Origin of the sequence: Fodinibius roseus, assembly GCF_900129315.1 — a bacterium.
GTDB lineage: Bacteria > Bacteroidota > Rhodothermia > Balneolales > Balneolaceae > Fodinibius > Fodinibius roseus.
This window is the reverse complement of record NZ_FQUS01000007.1, coordinates 171,951-188,198: the sequence shown is the minus strand read 5'-3', so window position 1 is coordinate 188,198 and position 16,248 is coordinate 171,951. Positions and strand designations below refer to the sequence as shown.

The 16,248-nt window shown below is 48.1% G+C and carries 19 protein-coding genes; 18 read left to right on the top strand and 1 reads right to left on the bottom strand.

Annotation, left to right across the window (positions count from 1 at the left end; all coding sequences use genetic code 11):
- Nucleotides 1-210: 210 nt before the first annotated feature.
- From ric to BUB16_RS08425, 18 genes are all read left to right on the top strand, one after another.
- Entirely contained in the window at nucleotides 211-930 is a 720-nt protein-coding gene (gene ric / locus BUB16_RS08510; protein ID WP_073062247.1) for an iron-sulfur cluster repair di-iron protein, read from the top strand.
- Nucleotides 931-1,234: 304 nt separating this feature from the next.
- Nucleotides 1,235-3,055: a hypothetical protein gene (locus BUB16_RS08505; RefSeq protein ID WP_073062244.1), complete on the top strand. Its 1,821-nt coding sequence runs from the start codon at nucleotides 1,235-1,237 to the stop codon at nucleotides 3,053-3,055.
- Nucleotides 3,056-3,358: 303 nt separating this feature from the next.
- Complete coding sequence (locus BUB16_RS08500) at nucleotides 3,359-4,579, top strand: hypothetical protein (RefSeq protein WP_139240242.1); 1,221 nt, start codon at nucleotides 3,359-3,361, stop codon at nucleotides 4,577-4,579.
- 9 nt (nucleotides 4,580-4,588) lie between these two features.
- Complete coding sequence (locus tag BUB16_RS08495) at nucleotides 4,589-4,987, top strand: group III truncated hemoglobin (protein ID WP_073062237.1); 399 nt, start codon at nucleotides 4,589-4,591, stop codon at nucleotides 4,985-4,987.
- On the top strand, nucleotides 4,980-5,168 hold the full coding sequence (locus BUB16_RS08490) for an acetyltransferase (RefSeq protein WP_073062235.1): 189 nt from the start codon (nucleotides 4,980-4,982) through the stop codon (nucleotides 5,166-5,168). The genes BUB16_RS08495 and BUB16_RS08490 overlap by 8 nt, the downstream gene beginning before the upstream one ends.
- Nucleotides 5,169-5,178: 10 nt before the next feature.
- Nucleotides 5,179-5,637, top strand: coding sequence for a hypothetical protein (locus BUB16_RS08485; protein ID WP_139240241.1), 459 nt, complete (start codon nucleotides 5,179-5,181; stop codon nucleotides 5,635-5,637).
- 4 nt (nucleotides 5,638-5,641) lie between these two features.
- On the top strand, nucleotides 5,642-5,863 hold the full coding sequence (locus BUB16_RS08480; RefSeq protein ID WP_073062231.1) for a DUF3565 domain-containing protein: 222 nt from the start codon (nucleotides 5,642-5,644) through the stop codon (nucleotides 5,861-5,863).
- A complete protein-coding gene (locus BUB16_RS08475; RefSeq protein WP_073062229.1) occupies nucleotides 5,851-6,321 on the top strand; it encodes a hypothetical protein in 471 nt (156 codons plus the stop codon). The genes BUB16_RS08480 and BUB16_RS08475 overlap by 13 nt, the downstream gene beginning before the upstream one ends.
- A 52-nt stretch (nucleotides 6,322-6,373) precedes the next feature.
- Nucleotides 6,374-6,781: a heme-copper oxidase family protein gene (locus BUB16_RS08470; RefSeq protein ID WP_073062227.1), complete on the top strand. Its 408-nt coding sequence runs from the start codon at nucleotides 6,374-6,376 to the stop codon at nucleotides 6,779-6,781.
- 561 nt (nucleotides 6,782-7,342) lie between these two features.
- Nucleotides 7,343-8,101 (top strand): CsgE family curli-type amyloid fiber assembly protein, encoded by a 759-nt coding sequence (locus tag BUB16_RS08465; RefSeq protein WP_073062225.1) that lies wholly within the window; start codon nucleotides 7,343-7,345, stop codon nucleotides 8,099-8,101.
- Between the two features lie 22 nt (nucleotides 8,102-8,123).
- Nucleotides 8,124-8,570: a curli production assembly/transport component CsgF gene (locus BUB16_RS08460; RefSeq protein ID WP_073062222.1), complete on the top strand. Its 447-nt coding sequence runs from the start codon at nucleotides 8,124-8,126 to the stop codon at nucleotides 8,568-8,570.
- Between the two features lie 315 nt (nucleotides 8,571-8,885).
- On the top strand, nucleotides 8,886-9,707 hold the full coding sequence (locus BUB16_RS08455; protein ID WP_073062219.1) for a hypothetical protein: 822 nt from the start codon (nucleotides 8,886-8,888) through the stop codon (nucleotides 9,705-9,707).
- 92 nt (nucleotides 9,708-9,799) lie between these two features.
- Complete coding sequence (locus BUB16_RS08450; protein ID WP_073062216.1) at nucleotides 9,800-10,636, top strand: hypothetical protein; 837 nt, start codon at nucleotides 9,800-9,802, stop codon at nucleotides 10,634-10,636.
- 86 nt (nucleotides 10,637-10,722) lie between these two features.
- On the top strand, nucleotides 10,723-11,601 hold the full coding sequence (locus BUB16_RS08445) for a hypothetical protein (protein WP_073062213.1): 879 nt from the start codon (nucleotides 10,723-10,725) through the stop codon (nucleotides 11,599-11,601).
- A 91-nt stretch (nucleotides 11,602-11,692) separates the two neighbouring features.
- Nucleotides 11,693-12,595, top strand: coding sequence for a hypothetical protein (locus BUB16_RS08440; protein ID WP_073062210.1), 903 nt, complete (start codon nucleotides 11,693-11,695; stop codon nucleotides 12,593-12,595).
- 98 nt (nucleotides 12,596-12,693) lie between these two features.
- A complete protein-coding gene (locus tag BUB16_RS08435; protein ID WP_084088141.1) occupies nucleotides 12,694-14,046 on the top strand; it encodes a CsgG/HfaB family protein in 1,353 nt (450 codons plus the stop codon).
- Between the two features lie 44 nt (nucleotides 14,047-14,090).
- The gene (locus BUB16_RS08430; RefSeq protein ID WP_170864333.1) at nucleotides 14,091-14,657 is read left to right on the top strand and encodes a hypothetical protein; all 567 of its coding nucleotides are present in this window, start codon (nucleotides 14,091-14,093) and stop codon (nucleotides 14,655-14,657) included.
- An 18-nt stretch (nucleotides 14,658-14,675) separates the two neighbouring features.
- Complete coding sequence (locus tag BUB16_RS08425; protein ID WP_073062201.1) at nucleotides 14,676-15,299, top strand: carboxypeptidase-like regulatory domain-containing protein; 624 nt, start codon at nucleotides 14,676-14,678, stop codon at nucleotides 15,297-15,299.
- Between the two features lie 95 nt (nucleotides 15,300-15,394).
- On the opposite strand, the gene BUB16_RS08420 is transcribed toward BUB16_RS08425, so the two are convergent.
- The gene (locus BUB16_RS08420) at nucleotides 15,395-16,231 is read right to left on the bottom strand and encodes a purine-nucleoside phosphorylase (RefSeq protein WP_073062197.1); all 837 of its coding nucleotides are present in this window, start codon (nucleotides 16,229-16,231) and stop codon (nucleotides 15,395-15,397) included.
- Nucleotides 16,232-16,248 lie beyond the last annotated feature (17 nt).

Below are 16,248 nucleotides of genomic sequence, written 5' to 3'. Positions count from 1 at the left end.
AGACATAATACTCTTAAATATGAAATTGAACATTATTTAGGGCTTTGCAAAACCAGGAATTTTGATCAATATCAAAGCCTGAGCGAATTCAAACCCGCAGCATATATAATACATATGTGAGGATTTTGAATGAGTGAAAATGCAGAGATTGGCCAAAAGAACGGTTTTCAAAGCCCTCTTATAACCACTTAACTATAATTCACCTATGTTATGGAAGCACTAAAAGAACAAACAGTGGGACAAATTGTAGCGGATGACTACCGGGCTGCCCGGGTTTTTCGATCATTTGGTCTCGATTTCTGCTGCGGCGGAAACAAAACAGTTGCAGAGGCCGCGGCCGGTAAAAGCCTGGATCCCGAAATCGTTAAAAAGGCGTTGCAAGATCTGGACAGCGACGAAAAAGAAGATACCAATTATAATGACTGGGCGATTGATTTCCTGACCGACTATATTATTAACAATCATCACCGGTTTACGCGCAATAAGCTGCCGGAAATTGCGGTTTACGCCCAAAAAGTGGCAAAAGTTCACGGCGACCGCCATAAGGAACTGGTAGAGATTTATTCCGAATTTACCAGGCTGCATGCCGAAATTACCGATCATCTGGATAAAGAGGAGGAAATCCTTTTTCCCTATATCAAAAAGCTGGTCGAGGCAGAAAAAACGGATACAAAACCCGATGTTGCCCACTTTGGGATGGCCGCCGACCCCATCTCCATGATGGAGGAAGAACATGATGAAGCCGGGGCGTCGATGGCCAAAATACGCCGGCTGAGCAATGACTTTACGCCTCCCCGGGACGCCTGTGCGACCTACCGCGTGCTCTTTGAAAACCTGGAAGGCTTTGAAAAGGACCTGCACAAGCATGTCCACCTCGAAAATAACATCCTGTTTCCCAAGGCCTTGGAGCTGGAACGCACATTACACTGACGGCCAGGCGGTTTAAGGCACAGCTCTTACCCGCTGGCTGCGGCCGCTTTTCCCACAAGCAAGAATTTGGGATAGCGCCAAGCCTGCTGAAAACAATGCAGTATCGGTATTTTAAGATATAATATAAACGAACACTACACCTGTTAATAACTGCTGGATTGGTCCCTGCGCTGCGTTGAACCTTAAAACATTTGTTCAACGCAGGGGGTACACCTCATTCACTAAATTGAGGTTTGCTGCCCTGCTAATGACCAGTTCCCCGGCAATAAATCCAAGCCAAGCTTGTAAATTAGTATAATTTCTTATGGTACCTTCTCTTCATAACTTTTCCATCCCCGTAATGGGAACCGGACACTCCATCGACTCTCCTATCCGGGTCGGTCCCTACGGCATCGATTCGGTGATTTCCGTGGTGGACGACCTGCTGGTCGAGCGCATCCGGAAGCATTACTGCCGGAAGTTCGATCTGCCCTATGATAATATCGGCCGCACGGTCGAAGATGGACGAGCCCGGCGTATAACGGCTTACCTGAATACGGTAAATGAGATTGTCCGGGAAACCTTTGATTCAGTCAAAAACCAGCCGTTTTTCGAATCAAATGACAAGGCAAAGTATTTCGAACTGCTGCCCGGTGGACACCCCCTGAAACAAAAGTACGACCAGCTCATGCAGACGGAGGAAGGCACGCTGCGGGACCGGCTTTCCTGTGAATTATCGCGACTGATGCGGCCCGGCTCCATCGATGTAAACATCATGGCCAAGGTGGACAAGATAAATTACACCAAAGGCGGCGCGCCGATGAGCCAGGAGTTCAGCGATGCCAGCGCTGCCCTCAGGGGATATGCCCGGAGCGACCTTTCCTCGAGCCTGGTGCTCTCCGCGGGATTTAACCCGCGACTCTATAACTACCTCAGCGAGTTCAGGGATTTTTACCGGGACAGCAGGGGAGCGATCAAAAAAAAGATCATCCTCAAGGTCAGCGACTTCCGATCGGCGCTCATCCAGGGCAAGTACCTGGCTAAAAAAGGACTCGAAGTCTTTGAGTATCGCATCGAATCGGGACTGAATTGCGGGGGACACGCTTTTGCCTCTGACGGGTACCTCCTGCCGAGCTTGCTGAAGGAGTTCCGGGAGAAAAGGGATCAGCTCAGTTCGGCCGTGCGACCGCTGATCGAAAGCTATTACGAGGATGAACGCAATGGCTTTTCCACCAGCTGGGAAATTACGGAACCCCGCCTCACCGTACAGGGCGGCATCGGGGTAAGCGGGGAAGCGCAGCGGCTCCTGCAGGACTTCGATATGGATGCAACCGGCTGGGGCAGCCCCTTCCTGCTGGTCCCTGAAGCCACAACCGTGGACCGGCCGACCAGAAGCCTGCTGGAAAAAGCCAAAGAACAGGATCTCTACCTGAGCGGCGTTTCCCCGCTGGGCGTGCCTTTTAATAATGTCCGGGATACCGGCTCCGAGCAGTGGCATAAAAAACGCATTGAAAAGGACAAACCCGGCTCTCCCTGTCCCAAGGGATTCCTGGAATCCAATACCGAATTTACCGAACAGCCGATCTGTACGGCTTCCAACCAGTACCAGCTGCTGAAGCTGGATCAGATCGCCCAAAGCGACCTGGAGGAGGGGGAAAAAGAGCAAGAGCGGGAAAAAGTACTCAGCAAGGCCTGCCTCTGTGACCACCTGGGGAACGGTGCGCTCATCGCCCTGGGGATTCTGGCGGAACATCGCGCCCCGCAGGCGATCTGCCCGGGTCCCAATATCGCCTACTTCGAGGGCGAATACACCCTCCGGGAAATGATCGATCATATCTATGGCCGCAGCAGCTCGCTGGTACCCGCCGACCGTCCCCATATGTTTGCCAAGGAAATGGTCCTGTATGTCGACTACTTCGAGGACCTTGTCGAACAGGCGAAGAGTTCCGAGTCGGAATTCAAGAAGCTCAAAAAGTTCAAAAACAACCTCGAAAACGGAATAAACTATTGTCTCGAAATAGCAGAGACCGAACCTTACCGGGACGAAAACCTGGCTTCCATACCCCATACGGCTGAATCCCAGCAGGACCGGCTCGATAAGTTGTTTGACCGGCTAACCGAGAAATGCCTGGCAGTCTCCTCCTGACAACGCGGTCAACGGACATGAAAGAGTGTCAAACGAAAGTTAGTTCCTTCAGCGTTCTTGCACAAACGGTACTTTCCAGGTCTTATGCACAATGGAGGCAATAAAGAAGCCAACCCCACAACTTGCCTGCATGACAACTATTGAATTTTTTATTGAGGAATAAATTATTGTTATATTAAGACATAAAACTCTTAAAATGGAACAGGCAGCTGTCACGAACTTATCGGAGGGACCGGGCATCTCCGGGCCAGCGATACCGGCGGCGGACTGAAGTGTATCCCTATGCAATCGGAATGTAAAACCTTGAAAAGAATCGGATGGTTGTGGCACCTCGCCCTGGCGTCCTTTGTCTTAGCGGCACTGACCGGTTTTCTATACCGGCTGGGAATGATTGACTGGCTTCCCGAATGGGGCCTCTCCCTGGGGAACATTCGTCACGCCCACTCGCACCTCATGTTTTTTGGATGGGCGGTACCGTTGCCGTTCCTGATTATGCGAAATAGCATGCTCCGCGGAAGAGGCGTCAGCCAGCGGGGGGCATCCCGGATGAAAAGTGCCGTCGGGAGTACCCTGCTGTTTGGCCTGGCTTCCTACCCGTTCTTTTTGGCATACGGGTACCGCCCGGTAGCTATAGGGGCAACCTCCCTCCCCCTGTCGGTCATATTGTCCGGCTTCGTCATGCTCTGCTGGTATGCCTTCATCCGGGGCTATTGGCAGGCCCGGCCGGCACTGCGGGATAAAACCAGCCGGACATGGTTCGACGGGGCCCTGACGATGCTACTGATAAGTTCCCTCGGGGCGTGGAGCGTGGCCGTCGTCCAGGCGGTGGACCCGGCGAACCATCTTTTGATGAAAGGATTGACTCATTTTTTCCTGGCCACTTTTACCGAAGGGTGGGTGGTCCTGGCGCTGCTGTCCCTTTTTATCCTGAAACTACCGGTCGAGCCGGACGACTGGCCGGTTTCACAAAACTTTTCGCTGGGATGCATCGCTATCGGCGCTCCCCTGACGTTCCCGTACGGAATTTCGGAAACGCTGCTGTCGCCGTCGCTGCTGCTGACAGCCCGGCTGGGCGGTGCGGTCTCCGCAATCGGACTACTGCAGGCCTTATATGCCATCGGCTCCTCCGGCAGATGGAAAAGTTCGATCTGGATCTGGCCCCTCGCCCTGGTGGGACTTAAAGCACTGATGCAGCTGACGGCTTCGGTTCTTCCCTCCTCATTTTTGTTTTCCGATCACGGGCTCCGGATTTTTTACCTGCACGTGTTACTGCTTGGCGCCTTCACCCTGGCGATCATGGCATGGTGGCACAGGTCCGTGAATATCCCCGACTCGTTTTTCAACGGAATAGTGTGGTCTATTGTTATCGTACTCGGAAGCCTGTTGCTCCCTACGCCCCTTTGGCCGACCATGTGGACCGGCTCCTGGATCTTCTACTTACTGGCAGCGGCGGCGCTGCTTCCGGCCCTTGCAATTACTGTTTACTGGATTAAGATGATACAATCCCAAAATAACATACAATAGCTAACAATTATGCGCGATATTCAAGATGACGAAGACATAAAAAAATTAGTCCACAGTTTTTACCATAGCGTTGAACAGGATGAACGGCTGGGCTACATTTTCAATGATTTCGCGCAGGTGGACTGGGAAGAGCACCTGCCCAAAATGGTGGATTTTTGGTCTAATTTGCTGTTTCAGACCCGGCGCTATAAGGGACGCCCCTTTCGCCGGCACCTGCCCCTGCCGGTCAAAAAAGAAGATTTCAGTCGCTGGTATGGTTTATTCGAGGCCACCACTGACCAGCATTTCAGGGGAGAAAATGCAGAATACGCCAAGGAGATGGCCGGCAAAATTGCATCCTCTTTCTCTGTTCGCATGGAGATGGAGGGAAAGTACAGCCGATCAAATAACCGGAATAATCATGAATAAAAATGAACCAATACCAGCGGCTGACAAGCGACTTGCCCGCAAGGTTCGCCAGGCGTGCATTGAGGCGGCCAGAGAAGGCTTTAAGGAGGCCTCGATGAGCGGCTTATGTGCCGAAGGCGCCATGGAAGCGGCGATAAGTGCCATACAGAAGCTGGACATTGAACAGTTAATTCAACAATAAACACCATCACATGAAAAATATCCTATTGATCATAACCTTTCTTGTCGGTTTTACTTCTGTCGTCGCGGGATGGGTCTTGTCTCCCCGGGAAGAGTCGCCCCAACCAGAAACCATGCCATTGGTCCCCATGATGCAGCAATTATTAACGAATATGTATCAGGTCGATAATGGTATCTATACCGAAAATTTTGAACTGATTATAGAAAGTGCGGGTAACATATCCGATCATCCTGCTATGACTGTAAAGGATAAAAAGGTAGTAAAATCGACCCTGGGGACGGAAATGAAACAGTTTGTGAAATATGACATGATCGTACATCATCACGCTGATTCAATGCGATTGGCCGCGATACAGCAAAACATGCAGGAAATTTTGCATCATTACCATATTGTTCAGCAGGGATGCGTGGATTGCCACTCCAATTACAGGGAATCGATCTCATCGGCTCGTTCGGAGGGCGGGAAATAATGGTATGAAGCAACCGATTATCGGTTATCACAAAGATGAGGAAAACGCATGGGTTGCCGAACTGAAATGCGGTCATAACCAGCACGTGCGCCACAATCCGCCGTGGACCTTGCGCCCCTGGACAACAACGGCAGAGGGACGAAAAAGCCGGCTGGGCAAGGAGCTGAACTGTAAAAAATGCGACCGCAACAAACCTCAGGATTTTGATCCGCCATGCCGCGATTAGCTCGACTGTTTATAAAAACGGGACTTATTTACTTTTTAGCAGCATTAATACTGGCACTGGCCTCTGAAGTTAACGGGATACAGTTTCCCGGGTTAGTTCCTCTATTTTGGCATCTGCTGATGGTTGGCTGGATCACACAGATCATCTTCGGAGTGTCCATGTGGATGTTTCCCGGTCGAAACCGGGAAGAGGGGTTTCGGGCTCAGAAATGGGGCTGGCTGACATTCATTATGCTGAACGCGGGGTTGCTGCTGCGGGCCGTGGCCGAACCTTTAAACTATCTGTCTCAAAATCCGGCCTGGAATGTCCTGATCGCTCTCTCGGCCATAACACAGGCCGGGGCCGCACTGACCTACATCATTGAAATATGGCCGCGTATCCAGTCAAAAGAGCAGCAGCGGAGGCAACGCAAAAAAAAGCGGCAACAAGCCAGAAAGAACACCGGCCGTGGGAAATAGGGATACGAAGAATGAAAAGAATAATCAATAACGCTTAAACGGTCATAAAGAAATGCCAACCCCCAGCCGCTGGATGATAAAAGCTTCATTGATCTACCTGTTTGCGGGTTTCCTCATGGGGGCATTCATCCTTGTCAGCAAAGCCTACCCGGGCTTGTCCCCCGCATGGACGCTGCTCCCCCTCCATATTGAAGTAAGCATTTTCGGCTGGATTATCCAGTTGACGATGGGGACCGCCTACTGGATATTGCCGCGCTACCTGGAAAGCGGATCGCGGGGAAATCCTCTGAAGGCCAAAATAATGGTAGCACTGCTAAATACAGGCATATTGGTAAACAGTGCCTCGTACCTGGATATTGTGCCTTCCTCCGCGACTTTGGTGGGACGATCTCTTGAAGTCGGCGCCGTTATCCTTTTCATTGCTCTGCACTGGAACCGCGCGGTAAGCTATAATACATAAAAGTGTTGGTTCATTTCCATTTCCTGCAGATCTATACAAGCCCACAATCAGGCCAACGGTTCACAGGCGTGAATACCCTCTATCGCTCTCCTCGTATAAGAAAAGCGGAAGTCTACCCCGTTCAACCCAACCAGCCTATTTGAAAAAGCTAAAGAAAGTATAATCTCTCCTGTCCTAATACTACACATGCTGAAGTGTGAAATGTTTACTCACCCGGCTGATCCAGCTGTCTTATTATAAAAGGGAGAATAATAAAAACCGTTTATAAACCCACAGGCGGTGAATTACCTCGGTGACTAACACCTGGCATCTTTTTTGCATCCCATAGACCTGAATAACGAATAAAAAGATATTCATCCCGGCTTTTTATCAAAATAATAGAGATAGATATCAATAAATCCGGGAACAAGAGTTGAGCAGTAACGAAAGCGATCGGGTACGAGTATGTTCACTTGAAAGACAAGCCTGATTATTGTTCTTCGTTGTAACTGTCGGACAATATAACTCTTGAGAGACTATATAATTTCGCAGGCAAAATAACAGCTTAGTTGGCGTTCATTTATGGGGTTAAGATATAGCATCATTGTATCTCTTTTTAGCATAATCGCGTGTGGCTCAACGCTGTATGCGCAGGACCAAAAAGATACCGGGTCCTACCGGTACACCGTCAACGCCGGAGATAACCTGAAGAGCATTGCGGAAGATTTTGGCAATTCCGGCTATTGGAAAAAAATCTATGAAGCCAATGCGAATAAAATTGATGCTTCTCATATCATCTACACCGGACAAACGCTCACCATCCCGGACGAAATTGTATCTAACCGGGATAGCTCTGTTGTTGAAAACAGTGACAGTTTAAAGAATACGCGACGTATACCAGCTGAGAATAAATCGCAGAAAAATAGAGCAGATAAAAAACTCAGCGAATTTCGAGAGGCTTTTGAAAAAGTAGTTGCCCAGGAACAACAGGCTGAAGTCCATCAGAAAAAAGCATCTTCCGACCGGGGTTCAACCATCTCGATTAACGGCATGGTACTTGACGAGACCCGCAGCAAAATGGGCATTGATTTCTACAACATCTTTTACCGGCACTGGGAATCTCCCCCCGGGGCCGGCAACTTTATGATCACGATATCGGAGCAGCCTACTCCCTCGCGGGGAACCATGATTACCATTAGCATCGATAATGAAAAGGTATTCCAGAACCGGCTTCAGCCCAAGTACGCCTATACCGAAAAAGTGGCCCGGTATGCCGTGGGGGTCTGCTACCGAACGCTCCTGCGTCAGCGTTCTACATCGAACTCGCTGTCGGGCTATTAATTTAATTACTTAAAAAAAGACTATGAATATAAAAAAATTACCTCTCACATTTATTCTATCGGTTAGTGTAATACTGGGTATTTCGACTACCGCCAAAGCCCAGGACTTCGTTTACCAGCCGAAAAACCCTGCCTTTGGCGGCTCATATGCCAATTACAGCTGGCTGATGAACTCCGCCAACCAGCAGAATAAATTCCAGGGAGGGCGTTCGGGTTTTAGCCGGGACCCCCTGGCCAATTTTGAAGAATCGCTGCAGCGTCAGGTACTGTCACAGCTTACACGACAGATCATCGGGGATCGCTTTGGAGAAGACAATATCAACCTCGATGAACAGAGCAGTTATGAATTCGGGGAGTTCAATATAAATGTAAACCCGGGGCCCGACGGGGTAAGCATAGATATACGGAATATACTATCAGGAGAATCAACAAGTATTACGATACCATCAGAATTTTCAGGCAATAATTAATTGAAACTTGTATAGGAATATTAACCCGAAACAATATGAAATTGCGCGAAAAATATAGGAGATGAGACAAACAAAGAGGGCAGCGCCAGAGGAACTTTCTGCAGGCATTACTGCCTGCAGAAGTCAGAAAAAATCTGACGCCACCCGTTGAATATATTATTTAAAGCAAGTTATGAACTCTTTAATAATTGTTCAACGCCATGCCTTCTTCATTGTTGCTCTCCTGTTTGATTTGGAAATAGTTTCCAAATCTGAATCCGAATAATCGGAATAGCTTAATATAAGCTAACTTTAATAAAAAAGAGGACACATACTATGAAGAAGCTAACAACACTACTTTTTGTTCTGGTGTTTGCCAGCTCGATGGCATACGCCCAGAATGACGCTACTGTTGATCAAGATGGTAATGACAACAACGCTACGGTAAATCAGACCTATACTTCGGGGGCTATGAATGAAGCTTCCATAAATCAAATAGGTAACGACAACACCGTGGAACGCCTGAACCAATTAGGCGGAGGAAACTGGTTTGGTGTCACGCAGGATGGTGATGACAACCTTGTGAAGTCACATGCAGAACAGGGTTCAAATGCTGCAGAAAGTCAGGGTGGTAGTATCACAATTTCCCAAACCAATGACGGAAATGGAGTTTGGGATGCTGATCAGGCAGGTTCTGAGAACAATGCTACCATTTACCAAGACGGTGACGACGTTGCCAACATTGAAGCACAGGTAAGCCCTTCGGGTGGTTCAGGCAACACCATTCTCATTGATCAAATGGATGGTGCCAACTCCGTTGGTGCTTTTAGTTCCAATGGTCCTGGCGCTTACCAGGAAGGGGAAGGAAACTCCATGGATATCACTCAAAACGGTGGTGCTGCTGCCGGTACAGAAAGCAAGATGATAACCGGGGTTAACAGTAACTTCTTCCGCGGAAATATCGAAGGCGGCCAAGGTCTGATCCAATTTGGTAATGACAATGAAATGCGTATTGATCAAGACGGTGCCAGCACTGTTGAGTTTATCGTTCAGGATGGCAATCTCAACGTAGCGGACGTTATGCAAACTGGTAATGGCCATACTGCATCCGTCAGCCAGGTTGGTAGTAATAATGGTGCCTCTATCATCCAAAACTAATCGACTATAATAGGTGATTACAGGGAAGAGAGTACTCCTTTCCTTATCAATCCCTTACTTACATAATTATTCAAATAAAACAATTAAAGATTATGAAAAAACTAACCACATTACTCTTTGTTCTGGTGTTTGCCAGTACAATGGCATTTGCACAGAGCAACGAAGCAACTGTAGATCAAGAAGGAGATAATCAGGACTCATATGTAGAACAAGTGGGTTCCACCAATGAAGCTGATGTAGATCAGTTTACAAATAATAGTGGAGCACAGGAATCGGATGTACTGCAATTCGGTACTGGTAATATTGCAACTGTTTCCCAAAGCCAAACTGGTGGCGGAGATAATTTTTTAAACTCTGCCTATATCGAACAGAATGGGAATAGCAATGAAGCTACTCAAACACAAAATGCTCCCAGCTCTAATAGTGGACAAAGTGTTTGGGGACTTCAAGATGGTTCTGAAAATACACTGAGCCAGTCTACCGGTAGTGGATATACTTTAAGCTTGACCGCAGAACAGTATGGATCGTCAAATATCGCAACTCAGGATGCGAGTGGATCTCATAATCAGGGAGAAGTATATCAGGATGGCGAGTCCAACGAAGCTGATCAGAATCTTAGCGGATCCAATAATGGGTACATGGGTGACATTATACTCATAGATCAAAATGGTATAGGGAACTATGCTTCCCAGGACTTCACAGGACATGGATCAAGCCACAGTAATAATGCAGAAGTTATTCAGCTTGGTGATGACAACGAAGCCTGGCAGTTAGGAAATGGAAGAAACCTAAATGCTACTGTATCCCAAGAGGGTATGGGCAATTGGTCAAACCAGGAACAATGGGGTAATGGCCATTCAAGTTCAGTAACCCAGACAGGCGATAATAATACGGCTGATGTAATGCAGTCAAGCGGAGGCGGAATATAAAAATCAAATTCACAGGGAAGGCGTGGTAAGCCTTCCCTCTCTTATTCCCTAACTATTTTACTACGCACAATTAAATACATACTATTATGAAAAAATTAACCACACTACTCTTTGTTCTGCTGTTTACCAGTTCATTGGCATTTGCGCAGAGCAACGAAGCAACAATAGATCAGAACGGGGACAGTCACGAAGCTACAGTGACCCAAACCGGCTCAGAAAGTGAAGTAATCGTTGATCAGGATTCCCATTTTGGGACTGGCCATCTCGCTGAAGTTACTCAGCAATTTGGAAGCGAAAACTATGCTTTTGTAGATCAGGACCAGGCAAATTCAGAGGCCTTTGTTACACAGTCGGGTTCTGAGAATGAAAGTCGTTCCAAGCAAGCGGGTTATAATGAACTGACTGTTGACCAGATCGGAAGCGGAAATGTTCTTGGTGCCTATGGCAATTACTCCGGAACCGCTTACCAAAAGAACGGTACTGGAATCTTTTCCTCAGATAAAAATGAACTTTCCTTGACGCAGGTTGGGACTGATCACAAAGCTGGTGTTTGGCAGGAACATCATGCTGAGGCAGATATCGTTCAGTTAGGGGGAATTTTCGGTGGAAATAATAAAGCGGATGTAAAACAGACTGGTAGTCCAGAAGAGGACATAAATACTGCTGAAATTTTCCAATTGGGCGGTGATCTTGTTGCCGATATTAATCAAAACGGAGAAGGCAATAGTTCTACTGTCAACTCCTCTGGTTTTCATGGTAAGGCATGGACCACACAAACCGGAACAGATCATACCTCTGCAATTAATCAAACCGGAAGTTGGAATACTGCCGATGTCAGTCAATCAAGCATTGGTAACTCCTCTACGATAACACAGGGTGGTAGTCATCATAGTGCCGGTGTTACACAATCCGGAAATAACAACAGTTCTACTGTAAACCAGTCCGGAGCTGGAGGAATTTTTTAACCTGAATTATTTAACCGGGGAGGTTTAAACAGGCCTCCTACGGTTTTTACAATTAATAGGAATTTGCTTTGAATTTTTATAACTCAATATTATGAAAAAATTAACCACATTACTCTTTGTTCTGGTGTTTGCCAGTACAGTGGCATTTGCACAAAACAGTGCGGAAACAATACAGAATGGAGATGACAATGATGCTACAGTTACCCAAGTTGCTAGTAGCGATGCGCATATTTTCCAGGGATCTGGATTTGTATTTTATCCAAATGCCGATGAAAATGGTACTGCTGAGAACAATACAGCGGAAATAGACCAAAATGGTAACTTCACGGCTTATATTGGACAGGGTATTAATGAGGGAACCTCTATAAATTCTGAGGCCTTTGTAACTCAGTCCGGTTCAGATGGGTTTGCAGATATTTTCCAGGGAGTGTTAGGTACCGCAGAGAATGCAATAGCGAATATCTCACAAAATGGATCTGGGAATACAGGGTCTATTCGCCAGTCTCAGTTTGGTTCTGCAGTAGATGTTGACGCTTCAATTTCCCAGGCAGGCACAGGCAACTGGAGTTCCGTATTACAGGGTTTTGGAGGAAATTCCTCATCCACTGACAATTCTGCAACAATAAATCAGCAGGGTAACAGTAATAACTCGACAACTATACTACAAGGGTCGAATGTTGCCGCTGCCGGACCCGGTTCCGGAGCAGGGACCGCCGAAAATAATACAGGTACCATTATTCAAAATGGTAGCAGCAATGGCACAACCGGTGACGGAGTACGTATTAACCAAGGTATAAATGGCGGCTCGGCATTTAACAATACCGGATATATACTGCAGGATGGAGATTTTAATAACGCGACAGTCAATCAGGGCGTTGGTAATAATATACTGTCTGAAAACAGTGATGCCTCTATATACCAGTACTCGGATAACAATGTTGCCACGGTTGATCAAATTGGTGATAATAATTCCGCGGCGATTACTCAGAACTAATAACAAGACTTCACCCGGGGCGACTTGAACCCGTCGCCTCTGGGCTTTTTTGATGTAAAACGCAATAAAACAATAATGAACGGTAACTTTTGAATTGAATGTACAAGATACCCCCGACACCCCTATTCCTATGCTTATTGTTACTGGCAGGCTGTGCTTCCTCCCTTCAGCCACTGGAGACGGAACGCGTAAAGCCGGGTATAAACAGCAAAGTGCACGAATCGCTTACCCGAATGCCGGCGCCACAAGAGAAGGTGGTGGCTGCAGTCTATCGCTTCCGGGATCAAACGGGACAGTATAAGCCCACCAACCGGGGCGCCAGCTGGTCAACTGCCGTAACCCAGGGCGCCACCTCTATCCTTATCAAATCGATGGAGGATTCGGGATGGTTTACCCCTATTGAGCGGGAGGGAATATCAAACCTGCTCAATGAACGGGAAATTATCAGTAAAACACGGCAGCAAAATAACCAGAGCGGGAAACTGCCCCCGCTTCTTTTTGGCGGGGTACTGCTTGAAGGCGGTATCATCGGCTATGATACCAACGTTATTACCGGTGGGGGAGGCGTTCGCTTTTTAGGTACCGGCGGCTCCGGGCAGTTCCGGAAGGACCAGGTAACGATTTATCTCCGGGCCGTTTCTACGCAGAACGGACGTATTCTTAAAACGGTGCATACCACGAAATCAATAATCTCCCAGGAGCTCGAAAGCGGAGCATTCCGCTATGTGGACACCAACCGCCTGCTGGAAGCCGAGGCAGGCTTCACCTACAACGAGCCACCGGTGATGGCGGTAACCGAAGCCATAGACGAGGCGGTTAAAACACTGGTGGTGGAAGGAGTGGAAGAGGGCATCTGGAGCCCCGAGAATCGAACCCAATACCAACAGTACCGGAAAGATTTTGAACAGGTAAAGGAATGGAAAGAGCGAGCCGAAACCAATTACTTTGGAATGATCCAAAACAGCAAGCTTAGGTCGGGGTTTCACCTTTCGACCAACCTGATTTTCGGCAGTCATATCGGCAGCTACCCGGTATCCGAAAAAACGGCCGGCATTGCACTGCAGGCAGAGTATTTCTTTGGTCCGGGCAAATCGCTCAAACTGAATGGACACCGGTCACAAATAGGCGCACAGGATGTCTTTTCGGAACCTTATACCAACATAGACCTGACGTTAAACAAGTATCTGGCCCCGGACTTTTCCCTCTCGCCCTATATCGGGCTGGGGGGCGGCATTTTAATGTACGACCAACAGCCGGACTTTACAGACCGTGCCTTTTTTCCCTCGGCAAATGCCGAAGCGGGACTTGATTACCGGCTGTCGGACAACGTCGGGCTCCGCCTTGGATTTAATTATCGGTACCTGATCGAGGATGGTATCGACGGGGTAAGCCGGGGTTCCATTCACGATCAACAGTGGAATATATCCACGGGCGTTTCTATTGGATTATGACCCGAATTGAACAGCTAAATTTATCAAACATGGAGGTTACCTTTATGAAAAATTATAAACTACTACTGATGCTCACAGCAGCGATTTGCCTGTTGGGTACAGAAACCGGAACCGCCCAGGATAGTGAAGCCTTTATCAACCAGGTCGAAAATCCGGGTATTGACCATAACAGCGCAGTCAGAGAATTCGGCCTGAAGTATGCATCCGGGCTCCTGGATTTATTAAACGAAACGGCGTTAGATTATACTGCCAATAACCGGGCGGTTATCCATCAGCGAGGAAACAGCAACGAAGCCCTGCTGCATCAGTATGGCAGTGACAATACGGGTATTATCAACATGACAGGCGAGCGTAATTATGCGAAATCAACCCAACAGGGCAACTCACTGCTTTCTATTATCAATATGGAAGGTAACAGGAACGCCCTTGATTTTATGCAACAGGGAGAGAACCGGGGAGCCTTCTTTCTGTTCCAGGGGAATGACATGCAATACGATGCTACCCAGATAGGCAATATATTTAACCTCATCCCCCAAAACAGTACTACCCCGGCATTCAACATACAATCGACGCGGAGGAACCTTCCCGTCATCATAAGAAAAAATAATTAACCAGACCGTGCTTATTTTATGAGTATTAGATATTTACTGACCTTTATTATTTGCATTGCATCATTTTTGGGATGCTCCAAAGAAACCATTTCTCCCGAACTGTTTGGCAGTGTAGAGGGACAGGTTTTCAACAGCGAGACAGAGGAGGGCTTGGGGGGCGTCAACATAACGACGAGTCCCGCCACAAACTCCATTACCACCGGGGAGAACGGCACTTTTGAGCTGAATGAAGTCCCTACGGGTCCGTATTCCGTGACAGCCAAGAAGTCCGGCTATGAATCTTCAAGTGTCAATGTACAGGTTAATGAGGATCAGACCGCAACCGCGCAAATATATTTAGACCCGGAAGATATCAACGGAAAAAAGTATCTATCCGCTCACGTCACGGTATGGACGGAAACCTCGAGCAATGACAGTACCTTTGCCGAAGTGGAATACGAAGTAAGAAATACCAGTGAGAATACCCATATCGATCAATATGAAGTATACTTTAATATCTACACTTCAGATAAGACCTTCTCCCGGGAAGTGCGTGATACCACTCTGGCTCCGGGCGAACGTGACATAGCAGCATTTAAAAAATATGTCCAACAGGCCTCCATTGATTCTGTTACGGTTAGCGGCACTTTCACTACCAACTGATTCACAGGTGGGTCAGCCATTCCTACGCTAAATCGGATTTCATGCTAAAAAGGGAACCATCCCCGGGGTTTAAAAGCCCTGTCATCCTAATCCTGTCACAGCCTTTCCAGCACGCCCATGATAACCTGCGTCATCTTGGGTTCCGCTATTTCGGCCGCTTTCAGGACCTTTTCGATGTCAATCGGTTCCAGCGCGTCGGGGAGGCACTCATCCGTTACAGCGGAAATACCCAGCACATCCATCCCCATGTGAACGGCGGCTATGACTTCCGGCACCGTGCTCATCCCCACCACATCGGCACCGATCATGCGCAGAAAGCGATATTCGGCCCGGGTCTCCATTGTGGGGCCGCTCAGCGCCAGGTACACGCCCTTATGCATCTTAATAGCGTTATCCAGGGCCACCCGTTCGGCCAGCTCCTGGAGCCGCTGCGTATAGGGCTCGCTCATATCGGGAAACCGGGGACCCAGTTCTTCATCGTTTGGACCGATAAGGGGGTTGTCGCCCAGCATATTAATGTGATCGCTGATCAGCATGATATCGCCGCTCTTGTAGTGCGGGTGCATTCCGCCGCAGGCGTTACTGACGATCATCGTTTCCGTACCGAGCGCATTCAACACCCGCACCGGGAAGGCAATCTGCTGCATGGTATAGCCTTCATAATAGTGAAAACGTCCCTGCATGGCTACGACCTTCCTGCCGCTGAGCATTCCGAAAATCAGCCTGCCTGCGTGACTCTCTACCGTAGATACGGGAAAATGAGGAATATCGGCATAAGAAACCGTATCCCGAATTTCGATTTTGTTGCCCAGATGTCCCAACCCGGTTCCCAGAATAATCAGGTAGTCCGGACGGGCATCCGTTTGTTCCCGGATATACCCGAGGGCCTTATCGCGTTTTTCTCGAAATTCCTTGACCGTTTCTCGCTGCATTAACTATTTTAATTTCT

Coding starts and splice junctions, on each gene's coding strand:
- BUB16_RS08505 (WP_073062244.1), top strand. CDS start 1,235: ATGGTACCTTCTCTTCATAACTTTTCCATCCCCGTAATGGGAACCGGA.
- BUB16_RS08435 (WP_084088141.1), top strand. CDS start 12,694: ATGTACAAGATACCCCCGACACCCCTATTCCTATGCTTATTGTTACTG.
- BUB16_RS08430 (WP_170864333.1), top strand. CDS start 14,091: ATGAAAAATTATAAACTACTACTGATGCTCACAGCAGCGATTTGCCTG.
- BUB16_RS08485 (WP_139240241.1), top strand. CDS start 5,179: ATGAAAAATATCCTATTGATCATAACCTTTCTTGTCGGTTTTACTTCT.
- BUB16_RS08490 (WP_073062235.1), top strand. CDS start 4,980: ATGAATAAAAATGAACCAATACCAGCGGCTGACAAGCGACTTGCCCGC.
- BUB16_RS08425 (WP_073062201.1), top strand. CDS start 14,676: ATGAGTATTAGATATTTACTGACCTTTATTATTTGCATTGCATCATTT.
- BUB16_RS08445 (WP_073062213.1), top strand. CDS start 10,723: ATGAAAAAATTAACCACACTACTCTTTGTTCTGCTGTTTACCAGTTCA.
- BUB16_RS08480 (WP_073062231.1), top strand. CDS start 5,642: ATGAAGCAACCGATTATCGGTTATCACAAAGATGAGGAAAACGCATGG.
- ric (WP_073062247.1), top strand. CDS start 211: ATGGAAGCACTAAAAGAACAAACAGTGGGACAAATTGTAGCGGATGAC.
- BUB16_RS08450 (WP_073062216.1), top strand. CDS start 9,800: ATGAAAAAACTAACCACATTACTCTTTGTTCTGGTGTTTGCCAGTACA.
- BUB16_RS08495 (WP_073062237.1), top strand. CDS start 4,589: ATGCGCGATATTCAAGATGACGAAGACATAAAAAAATTAGTCCACAGT.
- BUB16_RS08420 (WP_073062197.1), bottom strand. CDS start 16,231: ATGCAGCGAGAAACGGTCAAGGAATTTCGAGAAAAACGCGATAAGGCC.
- BUB16_RS08475 (WP_073062229.1), top strand. CDS start 5,851: ATGCCGCGATTAGCTCGACTGTTTATAAAAACGGGACTTATTTACTTT.
- BUB16_RS08440 (WP_073062210.1), top strand. CDS start 11,693: ATGAAAAAATTAACCACATTACTCTTTGTTCTGGTGTTTGCCAGTACA.
- BUB16_RS08460 (WP_073062222.1), top strand. CDS start 8,124: ATGAATATAAAAAAATTACCTCTCACATTTATTCTATCGGTTAGTGTA.
- BUB16_RS08465 (WP_073062225.1), top strand. CDS start 7,343: ATGGGGTTAAGATATAGCATCATTGTATCTCTTTTTAGCATAATCGCG.
- BUB16_RS08455 (WP_073062219.1), top strand. CDS start 8,886: ATGAAGAAGCTAACAACACTACTTTTTGTTCTGGTGTTTGCCAGCTCG.
- BUB16_RS08470 (WP_073062227.1), top strand. CDS start 6,374: ATGCCAACCCCCAGCCGCTGGATGATAAAAGCTTCATTGATCTACCTG.